This is a genomic window from Anaerosinus sp. (assembly GCF_965318445.1).
Window position 1 is genome coordinate 128,307 of the sequence record NZ_CBDNNH010000025.1, and the last position, 24,382, is coordinate 152,688.

At 35.0% G+C, this 24,382-nt stretch carries 20 protein-coding genes; 16 read left to right on the plus strand and 4 right to left on the minus strand.

The window, feature by feature from the left end:
• The first annotated feature begins 294 nt into the window (after positions 1 to 294).
• Entirely contained in the window at positions 295 to 2,253 is a 1,959-nt protein-coding gene (locus ACWZFG_RS12540; RefSeq protein ID WP_455577744.1) for a thioredoxin domain-containing protein, read from the plus strand.
• A 103-nt stretch (positions 2,254 to 2,356) separates the two neighbouring features.
• On the plus strand, positions 2,357 to 2,614 hold the full coding sequence (locus tag ACWZFG_RS12545; protein ID WP_177505548.1) for a TIGR03905 family TSCPD domain-containing protein: 258 nt from the start codon (positions 2,357 to 2,359) through the stop codon (positions 2,612 to 2,614).
• Positions 2,615 to 2,867: 253 nt separating this feature from the next.
• Here the strand turns inward: ACWZFG_RS12545 and ACWZFG_RS12550 are convergent, their stop codons facing one another.
• Positions 2,868 to 3,749 (minus strand): MurR/RpiR family transcriptional regulator, encoded by an 882-nt coding sequence (locus ACWZFG_RS12550; RefSeq protein WP_418627057.1) that lies wholly within the window; start codon positions 3,747 to 3,749, stop codon positions 2,868 to 2,870.
• Between the two features lie 240 nt (positions 3,750 to 3,989).
• Between ACWZFG_RS12550 and ACWZFG_RS12555 the strand changes: the two genes are divergently transcribed.
• The 5 genes from ACWZFG_RS12555 to ACWZFG_RS12575 all read left to right on the plus strand — a co-directional run bounded on the left by ACWZFG_RS12555 (position 3,990) and on the right by ACWZFG_RS12575 (position 9,759).
• A complete protein-coding gene (locus tag ACWZFG_RS12555; protein ID WP_177505547.1) occupies positions 3,990 to 4,208 on the plus strand; it encodes a FeoA family protein in 219 nt (72 codons plus the stop codon).
• 43 nt (positions 4,209 to 4,251) lie between these two features.
• Complete coding sequence (feoB, locus tag ACWZFG_RS12560) at positions 4,252 to 6,099, plus strand: ferrous iron transport protein B (RefSeq protein ID WP_177505546.1); 1,848 nt, start codon at positions 4,252 to 4,254, stop codon at positions 6,097 to 6,099.
• 394 nt (positions 6,100 to 6,493) lie between these two features.
• The gene (locus ACWZFG_RS12565; RefSeq protein ID WP_455577745.1) at positions 6,494 to 7,933 is read left to right on the plus strand and encodes a putative bifunctional diguanylate cyclase/phosphodiesterase; all 1,440 of its coding nucleotides are present in this window, start codon (positions 6,494 to 6,496) and stop codon (positions 7,931 to 7,933) included.
• 136 nt (positions 7,934 to 8,069) lie between these two features.
• Positions 8,070 to 8,843 (plus strand): histidinol phosphate phosphatase, encoded by a 774-nt coding sequence (locus ACWZFG_RS12570; RefSeq protein ID WP_177505544.1) that lies wholly within the window; start codon positions 8,070 to 8,072, stop codon positions 8,841 to 8,843.
• A 238-nt stretch (positions 8,844 to 9,081) separates the two neighbouring features.
• Positions 9,082 to 9,759 carry a GGDEF domain-containing protein gene (locus ACWZFG_RS12575; protein ID WP_455577746.1) on the plus strand — a complete coding sequence of 226 codons (678 nt, stop codon included), beginning with the start codon at positions 9,082 to 9,084 and terminating at the stop codon, positions 9,757 to 9,759.
• Positions 9,760 to 9,814: 55 nt separating this feature from the next.
• On the opposite strand, the gene ACWZFG_RS12580 is transcribed toward ACWZFG_RS12575, so the two are convergent.
• The gene (locus ACWZFG_RS12580) at positions 9,815 to 10,480 is read right to left on the minus strand and encodes a hypothetical protein (protein WP_455577747.1); all 666 of its coding nucleotides are present in this window, start codon (positions 10,478 to 10,480) and stop codon (positions 9,815 to 9,817) included.
• A 159-nt stretch (positions 10,481 to 10,639) separates the two neighbouring features.
• Here ACWZFG_RS12580 and galE point away from each other — a divergent pair, with 159 nt between their 5' ends.
• The 5 genes from galE to ACWZFG_RS12605 all read left to right on the plus strand — a co-directional run bounded on the left by galE (position 10,640) and on the right by ACWZFG_RS12605 (position 17,067).
• Entirely contained in the window at positions 10,640 to 11,629 is a 990-nt protein-coding gene (gene galE, locus ACWZFG_RS12585; RefSeq protein WP_177505541.1) for a UDP-glucose 4-epimerase GalE, read from the plus strand.
• A 3-nt stretch (positions 11,630 to 11,632) separates the two neighbouring features.
• Positions 11,633 to 13,354, plus strand: coding sequence for an ABC transporter ATP-binding protein/permease (locus tag ACWZFG_RS12590; protein WP_455577748.1), 1,722 nt, complete (start codon positions 11,633 to 11,635; stop codon positions 13,352 to 13,354).
• A gap of 82 nt (positions 13,355 to 13,436) precedes the next feature.
• The gene (locus ACWZFG_RS12595; protein WP_177505540.1) at positions 13,437 to 14,195 is read left to right on the plus strand and encodes a DeoR/GlpR family DNA-binding transcription regulator; all 759 of its coding nucleotides are present in this window, start codon (positions 13,437 to 13,439) and stop codon (positions 14,193 to 14,195) included.
• A gap of 133 nt (positions 14,196 to 14,328) precedes the next feature.
• On the plus strand, positions 14,329 to 16,332 hold the full coding sequence (locus ACWZFG_RS12600) for an LTA synthase family protein (RefSeq protein WP_455577749.1): 2,004 nt from the start codon (positions 14,329 to 14,331) through the stop codon (positions 16,330 to 16,332).
• Positions 16,333 to 16,512: 180 nt separating this feature from the next.
• Positions 16,513 to 17,067: a nuclease-related domain-containing protein gene (locus ACWZFG_RS12605; RefSeq protein WP_455577750.1), complete on the plus strand. Its 555-nt coding sequence runs from the start codon at positions 16,513 to 16,515 to the stop codon at positions 17,065 to 17,067.
• Positions 17,068 to 17,093: 26 nt separating this feature from the next.
• Here ACWZFG_RS12605 and ACWZFG_RS12610 read toward each other — a convergent pair whose 3' ends face one another.
• Positions 17,094 to 17,783 carry a TVP38/TMEM64 family protein gene (locus ACWZFG_RS12610; protein WP_177505538.1) on the minus strand — a complete coding sequence of 230 codons (690 nt, stop codon included), beginning with the start codon at positions 17,781 to 17,783 and terminating at the stop codon, positions 17,094 to 17,096.
• 301 nt (positions 17,784 to 18,084) lie between these two features.
• Positions 18,085 to 21,252, minus strand: coding sequence for a transporter substrate-binding domain-containing protein (locus ACWZFG_RS12615; protein ID WP_455577751.1), 3,168 nt, complete (start codon positions 21,250 to 21,252; stop codon positions 18,085 to 18,087).
• A gap of 355 nt (positions 21,253 to 21,607) precedes the next feature.
• Between ACWZFG_RS12615 and ACWZFG_RS12620 the strand changes: the two genes are divergently transcribed.
• The 4 genes from ACWZFG_RS12620 to nadA all read left to right on the plus strand — a co-directional run bounded on the left by ACWZFG_RS12620 (position 21,608) and on the right by nadA (position 24,373).
• Complete coding sequence (locus tag ACWZFG_RS12620; RefSeq protein ID WP_177505536.1) at positions 21,608 to 22,246, plus strand: HD-GYP domain-containing protein; 639 nt, start codon at positions 21,608 to 21,610, stop codon at positions 22,244 to 22,246.
• Positions 22,239 to 22,802, plus strand: coding sequence for a DUF3793 family protein (locus ACWZFG_RS12625; protein ID WP_177505535.1), 564 nt, complete (start codon positions 22,239 to 22,241; stop codon positions 22,800 to 22,802). The genes ACWZFG_RS12620 and ACWZFG_RS12625 overlap by 8 nt, the downstream gene beginning before the upstream one ends.
• A gap of 10 nt (positions 22,803 to 22,812) precedes the next feature.
• On the plus strand, positions 22,813 to 23,241 hold the full coding sequence (locus tag ACWZFG_RS12630; protein WP_147669643.1) for a flavodoxin: 429 nt from the start codon (positions 22,813 to 22,815) through the stop codon (positions 23,239 to 23,241).
• A gap of 223 nt (positions 23,242 to 23,464) precedes the next feature.
• Positions 23,465 to 24,373, plus strand: coding sequence for a quinolinate synthase NadA (nadA, locus tag ACWZFG_RS12635; RefSeq protein ID WP_147669644.1), 909 nt, complete (start codon positions 23,465 to 23,467; stop codon positions 24,371 to 24,373).
• The last annotated feature ends 9 nt before the right edge of the window (positions 24,374 to 24,382 follow it).

Below are 24,382 nucleotides of genomic sequence, written 5' to 3' on the forward strand. Positions count from 1 at the left end.
TGTAATTTGCTTATTTTCCTAAATGATTCTGTTAATCATCTCATAAATAGTATTAGCTGAGAGTTTCATACTTAAACTTCAATATGATTAACTGAGAACCCTTTAACAAATCCCAAATAGCAGTCTATTACAGAATAACCTAGCTGTTTTTATGTGATAAAGGAAAATTAATTTTTTTTTAGTTAAAAATCGGATAAAGGTGATTACGTTTCAAATTAAGCATGAGTGTAATTATTATTTTTGTGCAGACTAATATAATATTTACAATCTAAATGATATTTTAGAGGTGAGCTTATGAAACAAAAGGCAAATCAATTAATAAATGAAACGTCCCCTTATTTATTGCAACATGCGGATAATCCTGTAAATTGGTATCCGTGGGGGGAAGAAGCGTTTGCAAAAGCGAAATCGGAAGACAAGCCAGTATTTTTGAGTATTGGCTATTCGACTTGTCATTGGTGTCATGTGATGGCGCATGAGAGTTTTGAGGATGAGGAAGTTGCGGAGATTTTGAATAGACATTTTGTAGCGATTAAGGTGGACAAGGAGGAACGGCCGGATATCGACAGCATTTATATGTCGGTTTGTCAGGCTTTTACGGGGAGTGGTGGATGGCCGACGAGCATTTTTATGACGCCTATGCAAAAGCCTTTTTATGCGGGAACGTATTTTCCAAAACATTCTCAGTACGGCAGAGTGGGATTTATTGATCTTTTAAAGACAATCGCTGAAAAATGGACGCTGAATAAAGCTGAATTAATAAAATCCGCAGAAGCGGTAGTAAAACATTTAGATGGGGCGCAGAAGTATAAAATGGATCTATCAGAATCTATTCTTTCCGCAGCGTTTGCACAGTTTGATGTAATGTATGATGAGAAATTTGGCGGATTTGGTAAAGCCCCAAAATTTCCGACCCCACACAATTTAATGTTCTTACTTGATTACTATGAAAAGTTTAAGGATGAGCAGGCTTTATCTATGGCAGAAAAGACATTAACGCAAATGTATAAGGGCGGAATTTTCGATCATATCGGGTTTGGGTTTTCGCGGTACTCTACAGATGCATATTATCTCGTACCGCATTTTGAAAAAATGCTTTATGATAATGCGCTATTAATAATGGCTTATACGAAAGCATTTATGGTAACAAAGAGAGACTTTTATCAAAAAGTTGCAAAACAGATTGCACAGTATGTGATACGTGAACTTACAGATGTTTCAGGGGCTTTTTATTCCGCGCAAGATGCTGATAGCGAGGGAATTGAAGGAAAATACTATGTGTTCTCTGATAAAGAACTGCTTGAATTGCTTGGCAAAGAAAAAGGCGAGGCTTTTAACGCGTATTATGGGATTACTGCACAAGGAAATTTTGAGGGAGCCAATATCCCAAATTTATTACACCATGACAAGTTAGAGGAAAAATATGAGAAAGAACGCGATAAAGTATTTGAATATCGTAAAGCACGAACTAAACTTCATTTAGATGATAAGATACTCACTTCATGGAATTCGATGATGATTGCTGCATTTGCAATGATGTATCGCGTATTTGGCGATAGTACTTATTTAGAAATTGCGGAAAAAGCGTGTAGATTTATAGAGCGTAGCCTTTGTGAAAAGGATAAAGTTTTTGTTAGTTATCGAAATGGCAAGTGTTCAAATGAAGGCTTTCTAGATGATTATGCCTGGTATGGCTTTGCGCTTATGCAGTTATATGAAGCAACACTTGATAAGCAATATTTAAAAAGGGCTATACAGCTTTGCAAGAAGGCTGTGGATGATTTTTATGATGTGGAGAACAGTGGATTTTTCTTGTATGGAAAACAAAATGAACAATTAATTATGAAGCCAAAGGAAACGTATGACGGTGCGATACCAAGTGGAAATTCTGTTATGGCATACAATCTTGTAAAATTAATGCAGATGACAGAAGATGAGAAGTTGACAAAGTTAGTAAAAGACCAACTTGAATTTATGGCTGGGGCTGCAGAAAACTATCCGGCTAGTCATAGCTTTTATTTATCTGCATTAAGTAACTATATTTATCCACCGGCGCATCTAGTATGTGTGCTAAGCAGTTCAGTGGATAAAGAGTATCTAAAAGGGCGGATTCCATTAGGAACAAATCTTATCGTGCTAGAGAAAGAGTCTTCGGAATATAAATTATTGAATGGAAAAGCAACCTTTTACCTATGTAAAAATTTTAGTTGTTTGGCGCCATCAAATCAATTAGATGAAGTATTGCGTGTATAGTATAGCTTTGACTTGGCATTGTAGGCCGGATGAAGTATAATATGGAAAGAAATTCATTGTGATAGGAATTCGACTATTAGATTTTGTAAGAGAGGTATAATCTATGGCATATGTATATAAAACAAAAGGGACTTGCTCAAGAGAAATTTCTGTAGAGCTTGATGGAAATATTGTAAAAAATGTTTCGTTTGTCGGTGGGTGTAATGGGAATTTATCTGGGATATCCAGTATAGTCAAAGGGATGCCGATAGAGCATGTAATAGAACGCTTTGCTGGCACAAAATGTGGTGCGCGTCCGACATCTTGCCCAGATCAGTTGGCGATTGCGTTAAAAGAGGCTTACGAAGAAAGCCAAAAATAAACAGAGTTCTTAATTCAGCTGGAGTTTTCACTCCAACTGAATTTCAAAAATCGTTATCCAAGGATTTAGTCGCTCGCCCGTGCTCTCTTAGTATAACTCCCGCTTGTAGAAGACGGGGGTCTTACAAGAAGAGAACCAAAATCTTTGAGTTTGTGTGAATCAATTATTTCGATAGACGAGAGGGTTAATCATCGGATAAAATAAGTAAAAACAGCCTTTTGATATGAAAAATTATATCAGAAGGCTGTTTTGCTTAATAATTGCGTGCACTGACAACAAGGTTTGTTTTATTGATTCTTTGTGTATATTTATCATAGTCGTTGAGAAGAACCCCCATATAGAGCATATCTACACAGGCGAGTTGGGAAATACGCGAACACATCGTTTCGCTATAAAAGGATGTTTCTAAGTCGCCAGTGAAGAAACATAAATCCGCGTATTGTGTGATTGTAGATGCTTTAAAATTGGTAATTGCAATTGTTTTTGCACCTGATTCTTTTGCTAGTTTTAAGGTATCGACAATGTCCATTGTGCTACCGGAATGTGAGATGGCGATTGCAACATCATCTTTTGTTAGATGTGTAGCACAAATTTGTTGTAAATGGTTATCGGTATACGAACGGCACGTTAAGCCAATGCGAAGAAATTTATTCGTAAGGTCATTTGCAATGCTGCCAGAATTCCCAACGCCGTATACATCAATTAATCTGGCATTAACAACCATGTCGATTGCTTTTTGATAATTTCTTATGTCGACGAGTTTTAGGGTATCTTCTAGTGCTTTGGTTGTCATTGCGATAAGTTTTGCGGGAACATCTTTGGTATTATCCTCGCGGCTAATGTGAAGATCGATCAGTAAATCATTATTGTGATCTAATGCGGCTTCACGGCCTAAATCACTTGCCAGTTTTAATTTAAAATGGCTGTAGCCTGAAAACCCGAGGTTCTTTACGAATCTCATCACCGTTGGTTCGCTTACTCCTGCGCTAAGTGATAATTGTGAGAGCGACATTGTATGAATAGAATTGCTATGTAATAAGATATAATCTGCTACTTTTTTTTCTGAGGATCGTAAGGTATTGTAATTATTTTTTATGATAGCCTCATAAGATTCTGATGTATTAATTTTACTCACGTCCTTTTAGTAAATATAACTAATTCAATTATAGATGTAGTATAACTACCCAGTCAATGGGGTTTTGCACAAAAATAAAGATTTTTTGTCGAATTTTACAGTTTTTATATGATTAAGAATAGGCGTGCTTTTTGTGCATACTTTTATTACAGTAGTATTGACATTAATAATCAATATTAATACAATGAATCCTGTATTGTATAATAAAATGTTAATCTTTAAATATAAGGGGGCTAAAAGATGACCTTAGATGAAGTTGTGCGAGGTGCGAGAATTAGAATATTGGATATTCCTGATCAACAAGCACGTGCGCAAGCGATTCGTTTTGGCATTTCCGTTGGCTCTGAGGTTGTTTGTATAGAAAAAATTTTTGCAGGCCCAATTGTACTATCGCGGTCGAAACAGGAAATTGCAATCGGACGGCAATTGGCAAGGCGAATTCAAGTGGAATTGATATAAAGTAAGACTTGATTCAGGTGTTAGGAAAGTTTGAGGTGGTTTTGTGGGATGTCATGATGAACTTTCTCATATAGAAATTCCCCATGGAGCGAAAAAAATTGTTTTGGTTGGGAATCCGAATGTTGGGAAATCAGTTTTTTTTAATGCATTAACGGGGATTTATGTTGACGTATCAAATTTCCCTGGGACAACGGTAGATATTTCGCATGGGAAATTTGGTGGAGATATTGTGATGGATACGCCAGGTGTCTATGGGATATCTTCTTTTAATGATGAAGAAAAAGTAGCAAGAGATGTTATTTTATCGGCAGATATTATTGTTAACGTTGTTGATGCAGTTCATTTGGAACGTGATTTGTTTCTAACGTTGCAGGTGATTGATACGGGAATTCCAATGGTTATTGTATTAAATATGATGGATGACGTACGTAAACAAGGAATCCGTATCGATTTGAAGAAATTAGAAAGTGAACTAGGTGTACCAATTATACCAGCTGTAGCGGTAAAAGGTGTTGGGATAAAAGAGGTAAAGGAAAAGCTTTATGCAGCGCAAGTTGGAAAACAACCTAATTATGTAAGAAAAGCAATCCATGGTATCGTTGATGATACTTGCAGTCAAGCTGATGCCTTACTAATTGCGGAGGGCGATATTCACGTTTCGGCTAGGCATAAAACGATGCCTCGAGAGCACCGTGAAACAATCTATCAAGCACGTCGTGAACGGGTCAATGAAATTGTTGATCGTATTGTTTCGATAACTCACGAAGGATCATCGCTTTCTACCAAAATAGGAAGAATGATGCTTAGACCAATAAGCGGTAGCATTATTTTAGCTGTGGCAGTTACGTTGATGTACTACTTAATTGGTGTTTTTGTTGCACAAGATATCGTTGATATTACAGAAGATCTTATTATGCGGGGCTATTATGAACCAATAGTCAGAAATGTTGTAGGTTTATTTATTCCAGAATATTCAATTCTGGGTGCATATTTAATTGGTGAATTTGGCATATTGACGATGACGGTAACGTATGTGTTTGGTCTTTTGTTACCTTTGGTCTTAGGCTTTTACTTTATTATGTCCATTATGGAGGATTCAGGGTATTTACCGCGTTTAGCTACGTTGATTGACCGCATCATGAATATGGTAGGGTTAAATGGGCGAGCAGTTATTCCGATGATCCTCGGGTTTGGCTGTGTAACGATGGCAACAATCTCTACACGATTAATGGGATCGGAACGCGAACGAACGATTGCGGTAGCGCTTCTGGGTTTGGCCATTCCATGTTCAGCTCAGCTTGGTGTTATCGCAGGTCTGCTGGCTGGCATTGGAGCAAAATATATAGTAGTCTACATATTGGTGATGTTATTGACTCTAGGGGTTGTTGGTAAAGCCCTTCATATGATTTTACCGGGAAAGCCAACGGATTTACTTATTGATTTACCGCCGATTCGATTACCACGCTTAGATAATGTATTGACAAAAATGATGACGAAATCAGTAGCTTTTATAAAAGAAGCTGCACCGATTTTTGCACTTGGTGCAGCAATCGTGACGACGCTTGAAGTAACCAATGTATTAGTCATAATCCAAGATGCTTTAGCACCATTGACCACAGGAATATTAAAGTTGCCAAAAGAGACAGCAAATGTATTTATTATGGGGCTAATTCGCCGTGATTTTGGTGCGGCGGGATTGGCAAATATGGTGTTAGAACCGGCGCAGATGATTGTTGCATTGATTACGATTACCTTATTTGTCCCTTGTATTGCCTCGGTTATCGTGATGTTTAAGGAACGTGGTAAACTAGAAGGGGCGTTAATTTGGTTAGGGTCCTGGGTAGCTGCATTTGCCATCGGCGGCATTGTAGCGCAGGTGATTATTAAATGAAGCATTGTATTAATATAGTCTGTCCTCAATGTGGGTATGAAAATTTAAATGTAAATGAATTAAGATGCATGAGGTGCAATGCTTTACTAATTTTGAAATGTAACGGAAATTGCAGGAAATGTAGTAAAAGTAAAGAGCTTTCGTATCCGAGAGAAGTGCGCAGCATAGATTGATAGCCTTGCGCTGCAGTTATGAATGCAGTGCAAGGTTTTTTAGGTCGCTGCAAAGGGCTGAGGGGGAAATACCGTAAGAAATAGCGATATAAATAAGAATGATAAATAGACTAAAAATTCCATGGTATTCAATATATTTAAAGTAGATAAGTTGTAGAAAAATTACTCCAGAATATATCTAAAAGATGTCAAGGGTACGTTGTGAAAGTGGGGCTATATAAGTGGAATCTATAGTTGAAATAACTAAGAGATATATGCAGCATGATCATCTGAAGCAAGTTTGTATAGAGAAGTTAAAAGATGCATTGGCTAAAGGAACAATTACAATTGATCAATTATTGGATATTGCAATAAGTTACGATGAATTGACTGGGCTAATGAATTTTAATTATTTTAAAAAAACAGTTTCAGATATTTTATTGCAAAGCAATGCAACACAAAAATTTTCGATTATCTATATTAATTTGGTGAATTTTAGGTACTTTAATGATAAATATGGCTATGAAGCGGGTGATGATGTCCTTTGTGACTTTGCTAAGGAGCTAACTTTTCATAATAAAATGATTTTATGTGGCTGTCGAGATTCAGCCGATAAATTTATTTTGTTTTCAGAAATGTCAAATTATCAGGCTGATGAAAATATGATAAAGGATAAAATCAACTATTATAGTGGTTATTTTAGTGAGCGTGAAAATAAAAAATATCCCGGAAGCAATATTTCCGCTAAAGTCGGGGTATATATTATTGAAGATAAAACAATCAATGTGTTACATGCGATTGATAATGCAAGACTAGCGCAGAAAGATGTGAATGAATTAGGGGCAAAACATAATATTTATAATCAAAATATGAAACTTAGATTTTGGCAAAGTGCGGAAATGATGCGGTCGTTTTCTTCTGCATTAGCGAATCGGGAATTTATTGTGTATTATCAGCCTAAAGTTACCCTATCTAGTGGAGATGTGGTAGGAGTGGAAGCGCTCGTGCGTTGGCAAAAAGAGAATGGGAAAATTATTCCACCAAATGATTTTATTCCACAGTTTGAACAAACAGGTGCAATCATAAAACTTGATCTTTACGTTTATGAGGAAGTGCTAAAGCAAATTCGTAATTGGGTTGAAATGGGACTGGATATTGTACCTGTATCAATAAACTTATCAAGATGTCATGCTGAAAATAAAAATTTGTATGATGAAATTATGGGATTAACAAAAAAGTATAATATTGAACCGAAATATATTGAATTTGAAATTACAGAAAGTGCATTTACGAATAATGCACAATATTTAATTGAAGTTTTAACGAAATTTAGAGAACATGGGTTTAATATTTCTATGGATGACTTTGGCGCTGGGTATTCTTTTTTAAATGCACTATACGAAATTCCAGTGAATATATTAAAACTGGATAAAGGTTTTTTGAAGCCAAGTGAAGTATCGGCAAAGCAGCGTGAAATCATCAAGCAGGTAGTCGTCTTGGCGAAGAATATCGATTTAAATATAGTATGTGAGGGTGTTGAGACGAAAGAGCAAGCCGAGTTTTTGCTTGGCATTGGTTGTGATATGGCGCAGGGATATTTTTATGCAAAGCCAATGCCGTTAGAGGATTTAAAGCATTACTTGAACAATGAAAAGGTAAAACAGCAATTAAGAAAAAGTTAACGTTAGAAGTATTGTCGTGGTGTTAAAATAAATTCTAGTGATAGTTCGCTTTTTTAGATAAAGCTTAAGATTTAGAAAAGTTTACACGATAACATGTGTAATTGCTCAATGGTGTTTTACTTGGAGGATTTGTCTTATGATTTTTGATTCACATTTACATACAGATTTTTCAGCCGATTCTACAATGTTATTTGAAGAGGCAAAACGAGAAGCCAATAAACAGAAAATTGGAATCGTTACAACGGAGCATTTGGATTATAATTATCCTGATCTAGCCGATTTTACTTTTGATTTTGATGAGTATTTTAAAAAATATAAAAGATATCGCGGCAATGATGTTAAGCTGGGAATTGAAATTGGAATGCGCCCAGAATGTTTAGAAGCGTTGAAAAAAGTCATTATACAGTATCCTTTTGATTATGTGATTGGTTCAATTCACATGGTTGGAAATATTGATATCTATTATGATATTTTCTATCAAGGTAGAGAAAAAGAAAAAGTTTATAATGAATACTTTGATGCTATGCTGAAATGTCTGAAGGTGTATGATTTTATTGATTCGTTAGGGCACATAGATTATATTGCTCGTTATGGGAAGTATGTCGATCCGGAAATTCACTATCATGAATTTAAAGAGCAGATTGACGTAGTTCTTCAAATTGCGGCTGATAAAGGGTTAGCGATGGAGATTAATACAAGGCGTTTTGGCGATAAAAAAGTGATAGATGCTTTAATGCCTATTTATAAGCAATTTAAAGCGAGTGGTGGGGAATTTGTAACTTTTGGGTCTGATGCTCATACGCCACAAGCTGTAGGAAATTATCTTACAACGGCGAATTCATTTGCTAAAGAATGTGGACTTCAACCAGTATATTTTAGTTCGAGAAAACCTATAATTATGCTGGAATAAGCATTTTGTTGTCGAATTTTTTTGTTTGCCTTATGTCAGAATTTTTATAGACAAAATATGGTGGTTGTGCTATGATAAACAAAATAATTACCACCGTTTCATTTATTATATTTTTCTTATAAGCGCAAATAGATAGTTTTTCTTATTTTCTCAGCAAAGAGATTGTAAGGAAATCAATTTGCATATGGGTTCCTCAGTAAAATGGATTTTGCAGTATGTTTGACGAGGGGATAGAGAAGTGAAACATCAATTATTTCAAAATGCTAAATATGTTTTGGGGATAGGCGGCCTTTTCGTTGGGTTGATTATGTATGGAATCACCCTAGCTGTAGAGTTAGGGGCTGTCGATATTACGATGAGCACAATGTGGCTGGTTTTTACTGTGATATTAGCTTCCTTGGGATTGTTAATCGGAAGAATTATAAGTATTCTTCATCATTGGGCATATCGTGATTTTTTGACGGACACTTGGAACCGTAAATATTTTTCGACTAGAATTAAAGCCGAACTAAAAGATAAAGAGAAGAACGGAAATGATTTATGTCTAGCTTTAATTGATATGGATGACTTTAAAAAAATTAATGATTGTTATGGTCATGATTTTGGTGATAAAGCGATAAGAAAAGTTGCTGATGTATTAAAGGCAAATATAAGAGCTACAGATTCAATTGTCCGTATAGGTGGAGATGAATTTGTTATTATTTTCTCACAGACAGATTTAGCTTGTGCAAAATTGATTGCCGAGCGTATTCGTAAAACTGTGGCAGAAGAATGTGAATATGTAACAGTAAGTGTTGGAGTAATTGAAGTTGGAGAAGCTGCTAGAACAACCGACTTAATACAGGAAATGGACCACATGTTATACCATGCAAAGAAAATGAAAAATTCAGTTACCACGATGGTTATGGAAGCATAAAAGGATTGACAGCGTTAAGCGGTCAATCCTTTTTTGAATCTGGTGAAAGTATAAATTAGATTTTTTTTGAGGAAAAGTAATCTTTTATGTTTGCAATATGGGGCAAAACATCTAAATTTGGTTGATTGTTAAGAATTAATATTGATTGTAATTCTCTAACGATTAATTCACGGTTTTTATTCTTGCTAGTTTGGCTATCTAATGCATGTGCGCTTTTCTCAACAATTAAGTGTTGAAGGTTTGAATATTCTTGTGTTTTTGTGATGATTTGTTGTATTTGCATGCGTATTTCTGGCGATAATTGCTCGGGAACTTTTAATTTTTCAATTTCTTCGTTTATAGCTTGGGAATCTTCATTTATCTGGTCCATCCGAATAGAAGCGTTAATGATTTGAATTTCATCATCTTGGACAAGTCTAGTAATTCGATGATATTTTTGCCAAAGTGAATCCAATCGATCTATTGTTTTGTTGTAGTCGGTATACCATTCAGAAAATATTTCATGTTCCTTGACAAGCTCTTCCTGCTCAGCGATGGTTAAACGCACCGTTGAATCAGTATCGATTGGTTTAGGCAACATAAGAGGAAAGACTAAGGTAAAAGAGCAGGCTAAAATGACAGCAAGCTTATGTTTGTCTTTTATAATCAATGCAATTTCAAGGCTAGCAAAAAGTAAAATGAATAAAGCTAATTGTATTGGAAATGGGTTTAAGTCGGGCATGGAAATACCTCCATTCTTTTCAGCTATTCAAAGCTCATTCTACATGTTTCGTTGATTTCCTGCAAGGGGAATGAATCACAATTATTTTCCTAAAATAGTTGCAGTGTAAAAAAAATCAATTTATACTGAAGATTAATATGTTAATTGGAGGCGGATGTTTTGCGTATACTAGTTACGGGTGGAGCTGGATATATAGGTTCACATACTGTTCGAATGCTGGAAAAAGAAGACCATAGGGTCATCGTTTATGATAATTTAATAAAAGGGCATCATGAATCTGTAAAAAATAGTTGTTTCGTTGAAGGTGATTTATTCGATGCAAAGCTTTTAAAAGAAACGATGGAGAAATATAAAATAGAAGCAGTTGTTCATTTTGCAGCATATAGTTTAGTAGGCGAATCGATGGAAAATCCGCGGTTATATTATCATAATAATGTGAACGGGACTTTGAATTTACTGAATGTAATGCAAGAGTGTGGAATAAATAAGCTGGTTTTTTCGTCAACTGCCGCTGTTTATGGAGAGCCAGAACTGATTCCAATTGACGAATCAGCACGCAAAGAGCCAACGAATGTTTACGGCAGAACAAAATTAATTATGGAAAATGCGATGGCTGATTATGCAAAGGCTTATGGATTAAAGTATATTGCATTGCGTTATTTTAATGCTTGCGGTGCGGATGAGCATGGAGATATTGGCGAAGATCATACTCCAGAAAGTCATTTGATTCCATTGGTGTTGCAAACTTGTTTAGGCAAGCGGGATGCGATTAAAATTTTTGGTGATGATTATCCAACGGAAGATGGGACTTGCATTCGCGATTACATTCATGTGAATGATTTAGCAAAGGCGCATATTTTATCATTAAAAGCCTTATTTAAAGGCGCTGAGTCTGCGGTATATAATCTTGGTAATGGCAATGGTTTTTCGGTAAAAGAAATTATTGAGACGGCTGAGAAAGTCACGGGAATAACGATAAAAAAAGAAATAACGCCAAGAAGAGCAGGGGATCCTGCGATATTGATTGCTAGTTCTGATAAGATTAAAAAAGAGCTAGGGTGGCAGCCTGAATATACAGATGTAGAAAAAGTAATTGCATCTGCTTGGAAATGGCATCAAAATCATCCAAATGGTTTTGTAGAGGGGTAGTATATGGAAAAATTAAATATGAATCGAGATTTTTTTCGAGGCGTATGGAAGTTAACAAAAGGTTATTGGAATAGTGAAGAAAAGTGGAAAGCGAGAGGGCTTTTTGGCATCGTTATTGCAATGAACTTTGCAATTGTCTATGCACTTGTCTTACTTAATCAATGGTATAACGAATTTTATACATCTTTGCAAAATTATGATAAAGATAGTTTTTTGCCGCTTATTGGATATTTTTCTGTAGTGGCATTTACGTATGTTGCACTATCGGTTTATTCAATTTATTTAAGGCAAATGTTACAGATTAATTGGCGAAAGTGGATGACGAAGTCTTATTTAGACAAGTGGTCACAGGCGCGCAATTATTATAAAATGCAGGTGATTGAAAATCAAACGGATAATCCTGATCAACGTATGACGGAAGATATTCGCGATTTTGTGGAATTAACGTTAACTTTATTATTAGGTTTTTTACGGCAGATTACAACGCTAGTTGCTTTTATCGTTATTTTATGGCAGTTGTCAGGTGTCATTGCCTTGCCACTTGGAAGTATGAGTCTTGAAATTCATGGCTATATGGTATGGATATGCTTAATTTATGCAATTGGTGGAACCTACTTAACGACAAAAATTGGGAACCCGCTCGTTAGACTCAATTTTGATCAACAGCGCTTAGAAGCGGATTTTCGTTTTGGGTTAATTCGCTATCGTGAAAATGGTGAAAGCATAGCTTTTTATGGTGGTGAAAAAGCGGAAAATAAAAATGTTGAGGGGCGCTTTAGCTCTGTAGTGAAAAATTATTTTTCATTAATGAAATATCAAAAAAGATTGTCCTGGTTTGTAAATATCTATGGGCAGACTGCGATTATTGTACCAATCTTTTTGATTGTACCAGCTTATTTTGCCAAACAGATCCAATGGGGCGGGATTATGCAGACTTTGACTGCTTTTGATAAAGTACAAACGGCGTTATCGTTCTTTGTTGAGAGCTATGCGACGATTGCACAGTGGCAGTCGGTCGTTAATCGTTTAGTGAACTTTACGAATAATATGGAAAAGGTTGAACAGATCCAAGGAGAAACACAAATCAAACCTGTTCAAGATAATAATTTCCAGGTGAAATCTTTAGATGTTACTTTGCCAACAGGGCGTGTGCTATTAAACAATTTGAATTTTAATATTGCACCTGGCGAAACTATCTTAATTACAGGAGATTCTGGATGTGGAAAAAGTACATTGCTACGAGCGATTTCTGGGATTTGGCCTTTTGGAGAAGGTGAGGTGCAGATTCCAGATGGTCATCAGTGTTTCTTTTTACCACAGCGTCCATATTTGCCTTTGGGAAGTTTGCGTGATGCCTTGCTGTATCCACAGGAGAACAGTTTGGTTTCGCAGCAGGAAATAAAAAATGTAATGGAAAAATGTGAACTTATACATTTTTTTGATAGAGTAAATGAAGTGGATGATTGGTCGCGAATCTTATCATTGGGTGAGCAGCAGCGAGTGGCTTTTGCCAGAGTTTTGTTAGCGAAACCTGATATTGTATTTTTAGATGAATCTACGTCAGCACTTGACGAAAAAACGGAAGCTGTGATGTATAAATTATTAAAAGAAAATTTGCCGAACGCTGCAATTTTAAGTATTGGACATCGTTCGACATTACATCAATATCATAAGCAACAATTACATTTATTTGGTGATGGAAGTTGGCAGCTTAGTATGATTTGATGGAAATATTCTCGATTGCGACTAAAATTCAGATGAAGCTAAAATTTTCCTGAATTAAGTCTTGTTTTATTGGAGTGAGAAGATGTTTGTTGAGGAACGCAAAGAGCAAATTTTAGAGATGGTGCGTAAATTTGGAAAAGTAAAAGTCAAAGAACTAAGTGAACGCTTTGATGTTACAGAAGATTGTATTCGCAAAGATTTGGCATCATTAGAAAAAAGAAATTTATTAAAACGCGCTTATGGTGGTGCGGTTAGTATTCGCTCTAATCCGCATGCGATCGAAGTGAGTGCAAGGAAATGTCAGAATCTCGAAGGGAAAAGAATAATTGCTAGTAAGGCGGTAGAGCTGATACAAGAGGGCGATGTAGTATTTCTCGATCTTTCTACGACAAATATTGAAGTTGCAAAGTTGATTGCAGTTTCTAATAAAAAAATTACAATTATTACAAATATGCTTGAAGTATTGCTCGTTTTAAAAGAAGCGACCCAACGCGTAATTTTTGTCGGCGGAGAATTAAATGATGAGCGAGATGGTTTTTTCGGCGCAATGACGATACAGATATTATTGCAATTTAAATTCGATATTGCTTTTTTGGGGGCAGCAGGAATTAATGTCTATGATAATGAGGTTACGACGTATGGCGTAGATGACGGCTTGACGAAAGATGCGGCATTAAAGACAAGTCGGCGGACTTATTTATTGGCAGAAGTAAATAAGTTCAGCCATGATGGAAATTATAAATATGCTGCTATCACAGATTTTGATGGTATGATTATAGATATGGGATTAAGTGATGTAGTGAAGAATAAAGTAACACAATATAGTATAGAGCTAATCTAAAATTAAAGGATAGTGTGGGATACCTCATAAAAACAGCCTTTTGCGAGGCTGTTTTTATATTGGTAAAAGGATTTTGTCTAATTAAGTAGAAACTGTCTAGTATTTTACTTTCTTAGGAGAGGGGGCTATAATTTTGGGGAATTATTGGCGACAAGTGCTGAATTGGGATAACTTTTATGAGTTATTATGGCAGGCTGGGAAGTTATTTCTTTTTTTATTGTTTTTGGTTTGCGGATATAGAATTTTATTCATCGGTTTGATGTATACATATTGGGGTTCATCAACAGAAGGGGTGGACATAGTTACTGCTCTTTTCTACGGATTAAGGCTTAGTATGAAAAGCATGGGACTTTTAACAGCAATCAGTTTCTTGGTTGGGTGTATTGGATATTTATATCGTCCATACAAAGGAACGCAATTTTTGCAGATAACAGGCTGTATATGGATAGCTCTATTAACGCTGCTATTCTTTGCGCGAATTCCATATTATGAGCAGTTTCATTCAGGATTTAATCAATTGATTTTTAATACGTTTAAAGATGATACCTATGCATTGTTCATGTCTTTAATAGAAGAGTTTCAACTGCCAGTTCGTCTTTTGGGGGTCGGAATTGCGGGGTTTTTCATTTGTCGTATTTTCTTGTGGTGGCAGAATTGGGGACATATATGGCGGTTACCACACATGTCTAAAGCGAACTATACGATTTGTTTGCGCGTGGTTTTTATTTGTTTACTTTATCAGGCGATTTTATGGATTCGCTTTGGTGGCAGCCTGAGCTATGTTGGGGATATTGATTGGGAAAATGCTGGGGTAACGAAGGATCAATTACTCAATGAAGCAATTCTCGATGATGTGCAAGCATTATATCGCTCTTACGAAATGGATAGCCGATTAGAGAGTTCTACAGGACTAGCGTTTGAGCCAGAGCAAATTCAACATTACGCTGAAGCTTTGTCGGGAAAAAAGCTAAATTCAAATAATTTGGATGATTATTTAAAGCATCATGCTGTTGGCTTGCGTGAGAAACCGCCGCAACATGTTTTTCTTATTGTTTCGGAAAGTTATGCAAACTGGCCGTTACTTTCCAAATATGAGAATTTGCATATTGCGGATGGAGTCAAAGAGATAATCAATCGCTCCGATAGTGATTATCTTGGATCAATGTTGCCTAATGGGATGAGCACAATTTCTGGAGTCATGGGAATTTTGACAGGTTTTGCTGATGCAAATTTATATTTGACACATTTACCAGAAGCGTACCGTGAAGCGTATCCAACGGCAATTGCAGTGAATATGAAAAAACTTGGCTATGAGACGTGTTTTTGGTATGCAGGACCAAATTCGTGGGAGCGGATACATGATTTTGCGTTGGCACAGGGATTTGATAAGTTTTATGGACGCGGTGATTATGGAGAAACAGAAGGTAATGTATGGGGCTGTGATGATGAATATTTGTACAACGCAGTGTTAGATGGTAGTAAGAATGATAAGATGAGCTTTAACTTGGTACTTAATGTATCCAACCACTCGCCGTTTACTGTTGACTTAGAGAAAGCTGGATTTGATAAAGAGTTAGTTCGAAATGCCTTGCCAGAAGAAATGAAAAATGATGAAGACTTATTAAAAAAATTGGGGCATTTTTGGTATGCAGATAAGCAGCTGGCCCATTTTGTAAGTAAGGCTCGAGAAATTTATCCGGACAGTATTTTTATCATCGTTGGTGATCATGCGGACAGATTGAATATAGATAAGACTCCAAATAGATACGAGCGTTATGCAATTCCGCTTATTGTTAGTGGTGTGGGGATTGATAAAAATAGCCTGCCAGAAAGAGCGGCAGGCAGTCATATTAATATCACGGCAACACTAATGGAGTTAATCGCACCAAAAGGCTTTGAATATTATGCATTGGGAGAAAGTTTGACGAGAGGCAATGTAATTGGGATAAATTACGGTTTTTGGATTACGCCAGATGATATTGGAATAACAGAAATTGGCCCACAGCCATATCGCTTTAACGTAAATGCACAGGAAGAGCCAGATATGAAGAAAATTAATGAAACTGTAGAAATGATTCGCAGTATTTCTTGGTGGCGTAGCAAGTACGGTAATCAGTTGGTAGAGAAGAAAGGGTAATTCGTTATGGCAATCTTACATAAAGGAAGCAGAAGTTTAAACGTAAAAGCGAGTAAATACTTTTTATGGAGTATAATTTTGCTTTTATTGCCAATCGTATACTGGATATATCTTTTCAAGTTTAGTGATTGGAGTAGTTTTGGTAATATATATAACTATTTGCCATGTATTTTCTTTTTTATGGCGTATTATTATTGGCGCAGGGCAAAAATATTTCGTGTTGGTGCAAAAGGAGAAAAACAGATACTAAAACACTTAAAAAAATACTTGCCAAATCAATATCGAATTTTTACTAATTGTCGATTGAATGAAAAAAAATGTGCAGATGAAATAGATATTCTAGTTGTTGGTGAAAATGGAATTTTTGCAATAGAGGTAAAGAATCACAATGGATTTATTCGTGGGTCAGAAGAAGAGGATGAGTGGAAGCAAGAAAAAATAGGTAAGCACGGAAGGACTTATTGTAATAAAATGAAAAATCCAATCAGGCAGACAAAACGTCATGCCCATAATATTGCACAATATCTGCGTAGTCAGGGAATACGCCGTCAATGGGTGGAGGGAATTTTGGTTTTTAGCAACCCTGATGCAAGTGTTTTTGTAAAAACAACGAAAACAAAAGTGTTTACTTCGAGTGAAGATGTCGAAAACTATATATTAAACTATGAACCGAGCATTGAATTCAGCCGTGATGATTTTAAACGAACGATTAAGCGTTTGAGAATGCTTTGCTAAAAAAATAAAGCTGCCTATAGGCAGCTTTATTTTTTAAACTTTTTTTGATACCAGAGAATACCGCCGTATACAAGGATGGCAACGATTACTATAATTGCTAATCGATCGATGTTTTTATCATAGTTGACAGCATCATGGCCAATGATGACTTCTAGTGCAGTTGAGGGGAATTTACCGATTAGGTTGGCAATAATGTAATCTCGTAGGCTGATTTGGCTGAGTGCTCCGATGGCCGTAATAATTCCCGAGGGGAAATAAGGTAATGTCCGGGCGATTAGCATCATCTTAAAGCCATTTTCACCACTGAACTCATCAATTTTTTGCAGATAATTGCTCTTAGCAATTAATCGCTCCGCAGAAGAGCGTAAAATACTACGCATCAAAATAAAACTAATGACAACACCTACTGTTTCTGCAAGCCAGGAAATGACAACTCCCCAGCCAATACCAAAAACAACACCGTTTGCGGTTGAAATAAAAATTGATGGCAAAAAGCCAAGCGCGTTGATTAGTACATCTATGATAAAACTAAGCAACATTGCCCAAACTCCAAAAGAGCGTAGATATTCAGCGATTTTATCAATGTCGCCGCTCGTTGTAATTGCCCATAATAAAGGGAAAAAGTTAGGGTTAAATAAATATATGGCAACAATAACAAAAATGAGCAGAGCAAGGACAAAGATTTTTAAACACGTTTCAGTTTTTATTGATTGCAAGGGAGTCCCTCCGATTTATATAAAATGGGGTGACCAAGTTGAGACCGTAGGTGAATCGCTACGCCAATAGGTCGGTCACTGAAAAAGTCTTGTTTCTATCATAGCGTTCTTGTAAGAGGATGACAATCTTTAATTTTAAAAAAGTTATTGTAAAAATAAAAAGACAGAAATAATCTGCCTTTTTATAGGATTCTTAAGAAGATAAACTCCCTATGAAGCAAGTCTTATGTTATTTTTCGCTTATTAAAAATTTTTTATCCTATTAATATATTACATGGGAATTTAGAAAAGAATAAAAGGGTTATTTTATATATTTGTTTAATAATGGATATAATTTACGAGCATCAATAGGTTTGATGATTTTATCGGTTATTTTACTCAAATTTTCATTTGTAATAGATGAATCTGATTTTATTGCAATAATTGGGATTGTTTTTGCACAATCATGTGTGCAGTTTCTAATCCTCTCAATCGCCTGATAACCGCCTAATGGTAAATTATCTATATCAATAAAAATTAAATCAAATTCGTTTTTGGATGCCATTAAAAATTTATCGACAATTTCTTGCCCGTTATTGGCTGTAATAATTTTAATGCCTGTAATGTTCAAAAGTTCATAAAGAATTTTTAAATTCGTGTCGTTAGACTCTAATAGCAATACACAATGTCCGGAAAAGTTAAAAGAATGGTGGGGTGTAGATTCGTTTAAGTGATTTTCTGTGGATAATGCGATAAAAGCATCAAAAAGAGTAGATTTGAAAAATGGTTTAGTTAAAACTAAATTTGCTCCATCGGCTTGTATTGATTCAATAGTATGAAGTAAATAATATGCTGAAAAAATCGTAATAAATATATCTTGAAGAGATGTTTCGCGAAGTTTCTTAAGAAGTGTAGGATCTTTATTAATCAAATCATAATTAATAAAGCATAGTTCATAGTACTTCGCCTTAATAAAATCTAATGCACTTTCCCCGGATTTTGCATAATCGTAGGTGAGATTCATTTGGTTTAAAATAAATGAGGCATATTCTACGCTGTTAACATTATCATCGATGAATAGAATGCGAATATTTTTATATAAAGGTGGCACTTTGGATGATTTTTTTTCAACTAAACCAAATGGAAGTGTTACTGTAAAAAAGTTTCCTTTTTTTTCAACGCTTTTAAGAGAAATGGTACCATCCATGCAATCTACCAAGTTTTTTACAATAGATAACTCAAGCCCTGAACCTTTAAATTTTATATGATCAGAAATGAACGCTTGTTCAAGGGTGTGGAATATTTCTTTTTTTATTTCGCTTGGAATTCCAATTCCAGTATCAAAAATTGTAAATTGTAGATAAACTTTATTTTCCTTAATGTCTTCTTGGGTAACAATAAGCTGGATTTTACCATTTTGTTTTGTGCGTTTTAATGCATTAAATAGAAGGTTTAATAAAATTTGATTTAAGCGCATTTGGTCGCCTCGAACGATTTCCTCCGTCATACCCCTTATGATTAAATCAAACTCTATATTTTTTTCTTTGCATTGTGCATAATACATAGAATTTAAAGTAGATAAAGTTTGTGTTAAATCGAAAATTGTATGAGAAATTTTCAATTTAGAAGTTTCAATTGCTGACATATCCAAAACATCATTTACAATGTTCTGTAGTATCTTTGAAGCAAAAGATATTTTCGTTAAATAAAATTTCATTTTGGGGATGTTACTTATATTTTGTTTTGCCAACTCTGTTATTCCAATAATTGCGTTCATCGGTGCTCTTAGTTCTTGTGAAATGTTAGATAAGAAACGGCTTTTAGCTTCATTTACTGTTTTGACCTGTAAAATGGCTTTAGATAATTCTTTGTTTTTTGCTTGTAAGATTTTGATGTGTTGGTGACGTTGTTTTAAGGTATATAAAATAAGAAAAATACAAAATGATGCTAATATAGAGATACATATTAACGGATATTCATATTTATAAATTAAATCTTTGATTGTAAATTTGTACGGCTTAGCTACGGTGTTTTTAATAATACATTGGTCGATTTCAGCTTTGGGTAAAGAATTGATAGTTTTATTTAGTAGGGTGATAAGTCGAGGATCGATACTTTTTAAACATGCTATAGATATTTGTTCATAGGAAAGGGCAGTGGGATGAATAGCAAGGTCTTCAAATTGTGGGTTTTGCAGCTGATAATCAAGAACATAAGAATTTTGAATCATTAAATCGGCTTTATGATTTTTTACGGCATTTAAACATTCTTCAACACTTTCTAAATGGGTTATCTTGCAATTGGGAAAGTTCTTTTTTACAATCTCATCATAGACATCTAGACCAGATAAAATTGCGACTGTAGGCTTATCTGAGGCACTATAACTTTCGCCAGATCTACCGACAATCATTAAAGAGGTTGTAAGGAGAGAACTTGGAATGATAAAATCATTATTTATTAGAGTTGGGGTATCTATAGTAGGATAGACAACAAAAGAAATGTCGTTTGTTTGAAGGTAATAAAGTGGATTTACTCCAGAGGGAATAGGAACAAATTCAAATTTTAGACCAGTAATTTTACTGACTAAGGTCAAAATGTCTTTAGAAATTCCAGCCATTTCGCCAGTGGAAGCATCTTTGAAAGCGATGGGATGACGATTAGAAATGAGACCTATTTTAATGGGTGGCATATTTTGAACGAGTTCAGCTTCCTCGCGTGTAAAAAAAGGTTGAATACTATAATCGCTATTTCCATAGTATTTTTGGTACAAGGCTGTATCAAAATAAGGTGAATGGGTTTTAATCTGCGTTAATGCATCATTAAGTGAACGCATAACATCAATGTCATCTTTTCGAGTAATGAAATAAAGCGGTTCTGGATAAAATTTCGCAATCACCTTTAAATTTATTGGGTGGAATAAACTCCCGCTTAATATAGCATCTACATTTTGTTGCTCTAAAGCAGTGAGCATTTGTCCAGTAGATTCATATTCTATAGGTATATAACTAAAATCATATTCTTTTGCATAATGTGTTAACGTGTCAGATTCAAAACTTTTTTTTACTATCCCAATTCGTTTTCCTTCAAGAAACTTGGCATCGTTATAATAAGCATCTGCTTGATTTGTGTAGATAACGCTCGATTCAAAGCCAATGGGATACTTTGAATAATCAAAATATTCATTACGTTCATCTGTATATTTAACAGGTAACATTAAATCAATATCACCTTTTTTTAAGCTATCCAAGCTATTTCCCCAAGTGTCATTAATAAATTCGTATTCCCAACCTGTATATTTAGCAATTTCAGCTAAATAGTTAACTCCATAGCCATCAAAGCTGCCATCAGACTTTTTCTCAATTAGGTTTGCATAATTGGTATATCCGACTTTAATTATTTTTTTCTCTTTGGCAAACACTTCACCGAATGAAAAGAAAATTGCAAATAGATAAAGAAAGATAATATAAAATAAAATTGGTTTTCTGAGCATTGGATATACCTCCGTGGAAGATCTTAGCGTGAAAATATCAGATTACTTTAGAAATTAATATAATTTTATAGGAGATGATTAATAAAAAAGGAAGAGTTATCCTTTTTGAATTCTATCATGCTTTAAAAAAAACCTCAATAAAATATAAATTTTGAAAAAAATAAAAAATATAACACAAATGATATTGATATTCAATATCATTTGTGTTATATTATCAATATCGACTCTCAAATATATAAATTCAAAGGCTGCTCAATATTCTAACGATATTGGGCAGCTCTTTGATTATAAGCAATATAGAATGTAATAAACTTAGATAAGATTTTCTAAAAAGTATTTTAGGAGAAAACTTTTCATGGAGAAACATTTATTTTTTGATGGATTTTTGCACGAAATTGTTGAAGTGCTAGGAACTGCATTAGATGCAAAGAATCCATATACTTGTGGTCATTCCGAAAGAGTTGCGGAGTTATCTTTAAAAATAGCGAAACAGATGAATTTTACTAAAAAGGAACAGCTTCGCATTCATATTGGTGCTCATTTACATGATATAGGTAAGATAGGCATACCTGATGCAATTTTAAATAAAATAGGAAAATTGACAGGTGAAGAATTTGCGGTAATGAAAAATCATACTTGTATAGGTGCTGAAATTGTTGGAAAAATTAGTGTGTTAGATTCTATTATTGATATTGTTCGTCATCATCATGAGCGTATAGATGGGAATGGATACCCTGATGGATTGAGGGGAAATGAAATATCAATCGGTGCAAGAATTGTATCAATTGCAGATGCTTTTGATGCGATGACGAGTGCTAGAGCATATCGAACGGCCTTGCGTACCGATGAAGCGGTAAAAGAGCTCATCCGCTGCTCGGGAACGCAATTCGATTCATGTATTGTACAGTTATGTAAAAATTATAATTTATTTGATATTGAAAATCATTATCAAATAAATTATAATAAAAAAGCAAGGAGGGATGATTTTGTGTGAGAAATTTGAAAAAATGTTAGCATTCTATGGTGCCCCGACATTAGCAGGGATAAAAGACGGCACCGTAATTTCTTTACAGAAAAAGAATTTTTCTGAGTGGAAATCTTTAATGGAAGAATATAATCAATGTTTAAATTGCAAAGGAATAGAGATTACGACGCTAGTAGAAACTGAGCGTTATATCCTCTTATTTATTTATCAAGAAAAAGATTTAGCAAAAACTTTGAAGGAAGATAGAATCGCATTATTCTTACAAAGACTAGGCTATGATATTGAAGCTTCTCTAAAAGATAAAATTGAACATTTGAAGTTAAGAATGCGAATAAAAAAAGATTTTCCGCATGAAATTGGTTTGTTTTTAGGATTCCCTTATGATGATGTTGTTGGATTTTTAAAGTATAATGGGAAAAATTTCAAGATGAATGGATATTGGAAAGTTTATACCAATGTATACAATGCGGAACAAATTTTTCATAAATATACACGCTGTAGTGAGATTTTTTGCAGAAGATTACAAAAAGGTGAAAGTTTGTTGAATTTATTAAAAGTAGGATAGGAGAGATAAGATGAAAAAGGTTGCAGTAATTTATTGGAGTGGATCTGGAAATACAGAAAAAATGGCGAAAGCGATGAGTAAAGGAGTTGAAAATAGCGGCAATGTTGGCACTCTTTTCCATGTCAGTGAATTTAATATAGCTGATATGGAAAGTTTTGATCGATTTGCTTTTGGATGTCCGTCTATGGGATGTGAAGTTTTGGAAGAAAGTGAATTTGAACCTCTTTTTACAAGTATTGAAGAACTGTTAAAGGGGAAAAAAGTCGCGTTATTTGGGTCTTATGGCTGGGGTGATGGAGAATGGATGAGGAACTGGCAGGATCGTGTAATATCGTTCGGTGCGGATTTATTTGAAGAAGGTCTTATCATTAATGAAGTGCCCGATTCGGAAGATGAGAAAAAATGTGAGCGATTTGGATTTAACTTTGCAATTTGTTAACCTGTTCCCCTTTATAAAATAAATTTTTGATTTCATTTACCGATAGTTTTGATATTTTTGTCAAATTGTCGGTATTTTTGTTTTATGTATACATACTTGCGATAAGATTGAAATAGTATTATAATTTCAAACATGAATGTTCACATGTAAAGCATAGAGAAAAACTTGGCTTATTCTGCTTTGCATAGGTTTTTAGATAGATTTTTTGTAGGAGAGTATTTTCATGAGCGATTTAATTGCAGATATAATGAAGTTAAAAAAAGAACGAAATGCGGTAATTTTAGCGCATTTGTATCAGCCCGGAGAAATTCAAGAAATTGCTGATTTCGTTGGTGACTCTTTGGATTTATCACGTAAAGCGGCAAATACAAATGCGGACGTAATCGTGTTTTGTGGTGTGCATTTCATGGCAGAGACTGCAAATATTTTATCACCGGATAAAATTGTATTATTACCAGCAGCAGATGCTGGCTGTCGTATGGCAGAAATGATTTCAGGCGCTGCATTGGCGAAAAAGAAAGCTGAAATGCCGAATGCTGTAGTTGTAGCTTATGTAAATACGACTGCGGAAGTAAAATCATTAAGTGATATTTGTTGTACATCAGCAAATGCAATTAAAATAGTAAATTCTATTCCAAAAGATAAGGACATTTTGTTTGTCCCGGATAAAAATCTTGGTGCATACGTAAGTGAAAAAACAAATAGAAAAATGGAGTTTTGGCCTGGTTTTTGTCCTGTTCACCATGGATTATTTGTGGAAGAAGTGGAAGATATGCGCGAGGAGCATCCAAATGCAAAAGTCCTTGCCCATCCTGAATGTCCTGCGGATGTTCTTGCGAAAGCTGATTATATTGGAAGCACAACGGAAATTATCAATTATGCAAAAGCAAGTGCTCATGATGAATTTATCATTGCTACGGAATGTGGTGTTTTTCATCAGCTAGAAAAGGACAATCCAAAGAAGAAGTTTTACTTAGCAAGTGATTCTATGGTTTGTCCAAATATGAAAAAAATCAGTTTGGAAAAGATAAAGAAATCATTAGAAACATTAGAGCCGCGGGTAATTGTTCCGGCTGAAATGAGAGAAAAAGCTGTCGGAAGTTTGACTAAGATGCTAGAGGTTTGTCGTTAGGAGTGTGAC

Coding starts and splice junctions, on each gene's coding strand:
- ACWZFG_RS12540 (WP_455577744.1), top strand. CDS start 295: ATGAAACAAAAGGCAAATCAATTAATAAATGAAACGTCCCCTTATTTA.
- ACWZFG_RS12545 (WP_177505548.1), top strand. CDS start 2,357: ATGGCATATGTATATAAAACAAAAGGGACTTGCTCAAGAGAAATTTCT.
- ACWZFG_RS12555 (WP_177505547.1), top strand. CDS start 3,990: ATGACCTTAGATGAAGTTGTGCGAGGTGCGAGAATTAGAATATTGGAT.
- ACWZFG_RS12570 (WP_177505544.1), top strand. CDS start 8,070: ATGATTTTTGATTCACATTTACATACAGATTTTTCAGCCGATTCTACA.
- ACWZFG_RS12580 (WP_455577747.1), bottom strand. CDS start 10,480: ATGCCCGACTTAAACCCATTTCCAATACAATTAGCTTTATTCATTTTA.
- ACWZFG_RS12590 (WP_455577748.1), top strand. CDS start 11,633: ATGGAAAAATTAAATATGAATCGAGATTTTTTTCGAGGCGTATGGAAG.
- ACWZFG_RS12595 (WP_177505540.1), top strand. CDS start 13,437: ATGTTTGTTGAGGAACGCAAAGAGCAAATTTTAGAGATGGTGCGTAAA.
- ACWZFG_RS12605 (WP_455577750.1), top strand. CDS start 16,513: ATGGCGTATTATTATTGGCGCAGGGCAAAAATATTTCGTGTTGGTGCA.
- ACWZFG_RS12615 (WP_455577751.1), bottom strand. CDS start 21,252: ATGCTCAGAAAACCAATTTTATTTTATATTATCTTTCTTTATCTATTT.
- ACWZFG_RS12620 (WP_177505536.1), top strand. CDS start 21,608: ATGGAGAAACATTTATTTTTTGATGGATTTTTGCACGAAATTGTTGAA.
- ACWZFG_RS12630 (WP_147669643.1), top strand. CDS start 22,813: ATGAAAAAGGTTGCAGTAATTTATTGGAGTGGATCTGGAAATACAGAA.
- nadA (WP_147669644.1), top strand. CDS start 23,465: ATGAGCGATTTAATTGCAGATATAATGAAGTTAAAAAAAGAACGAAAT.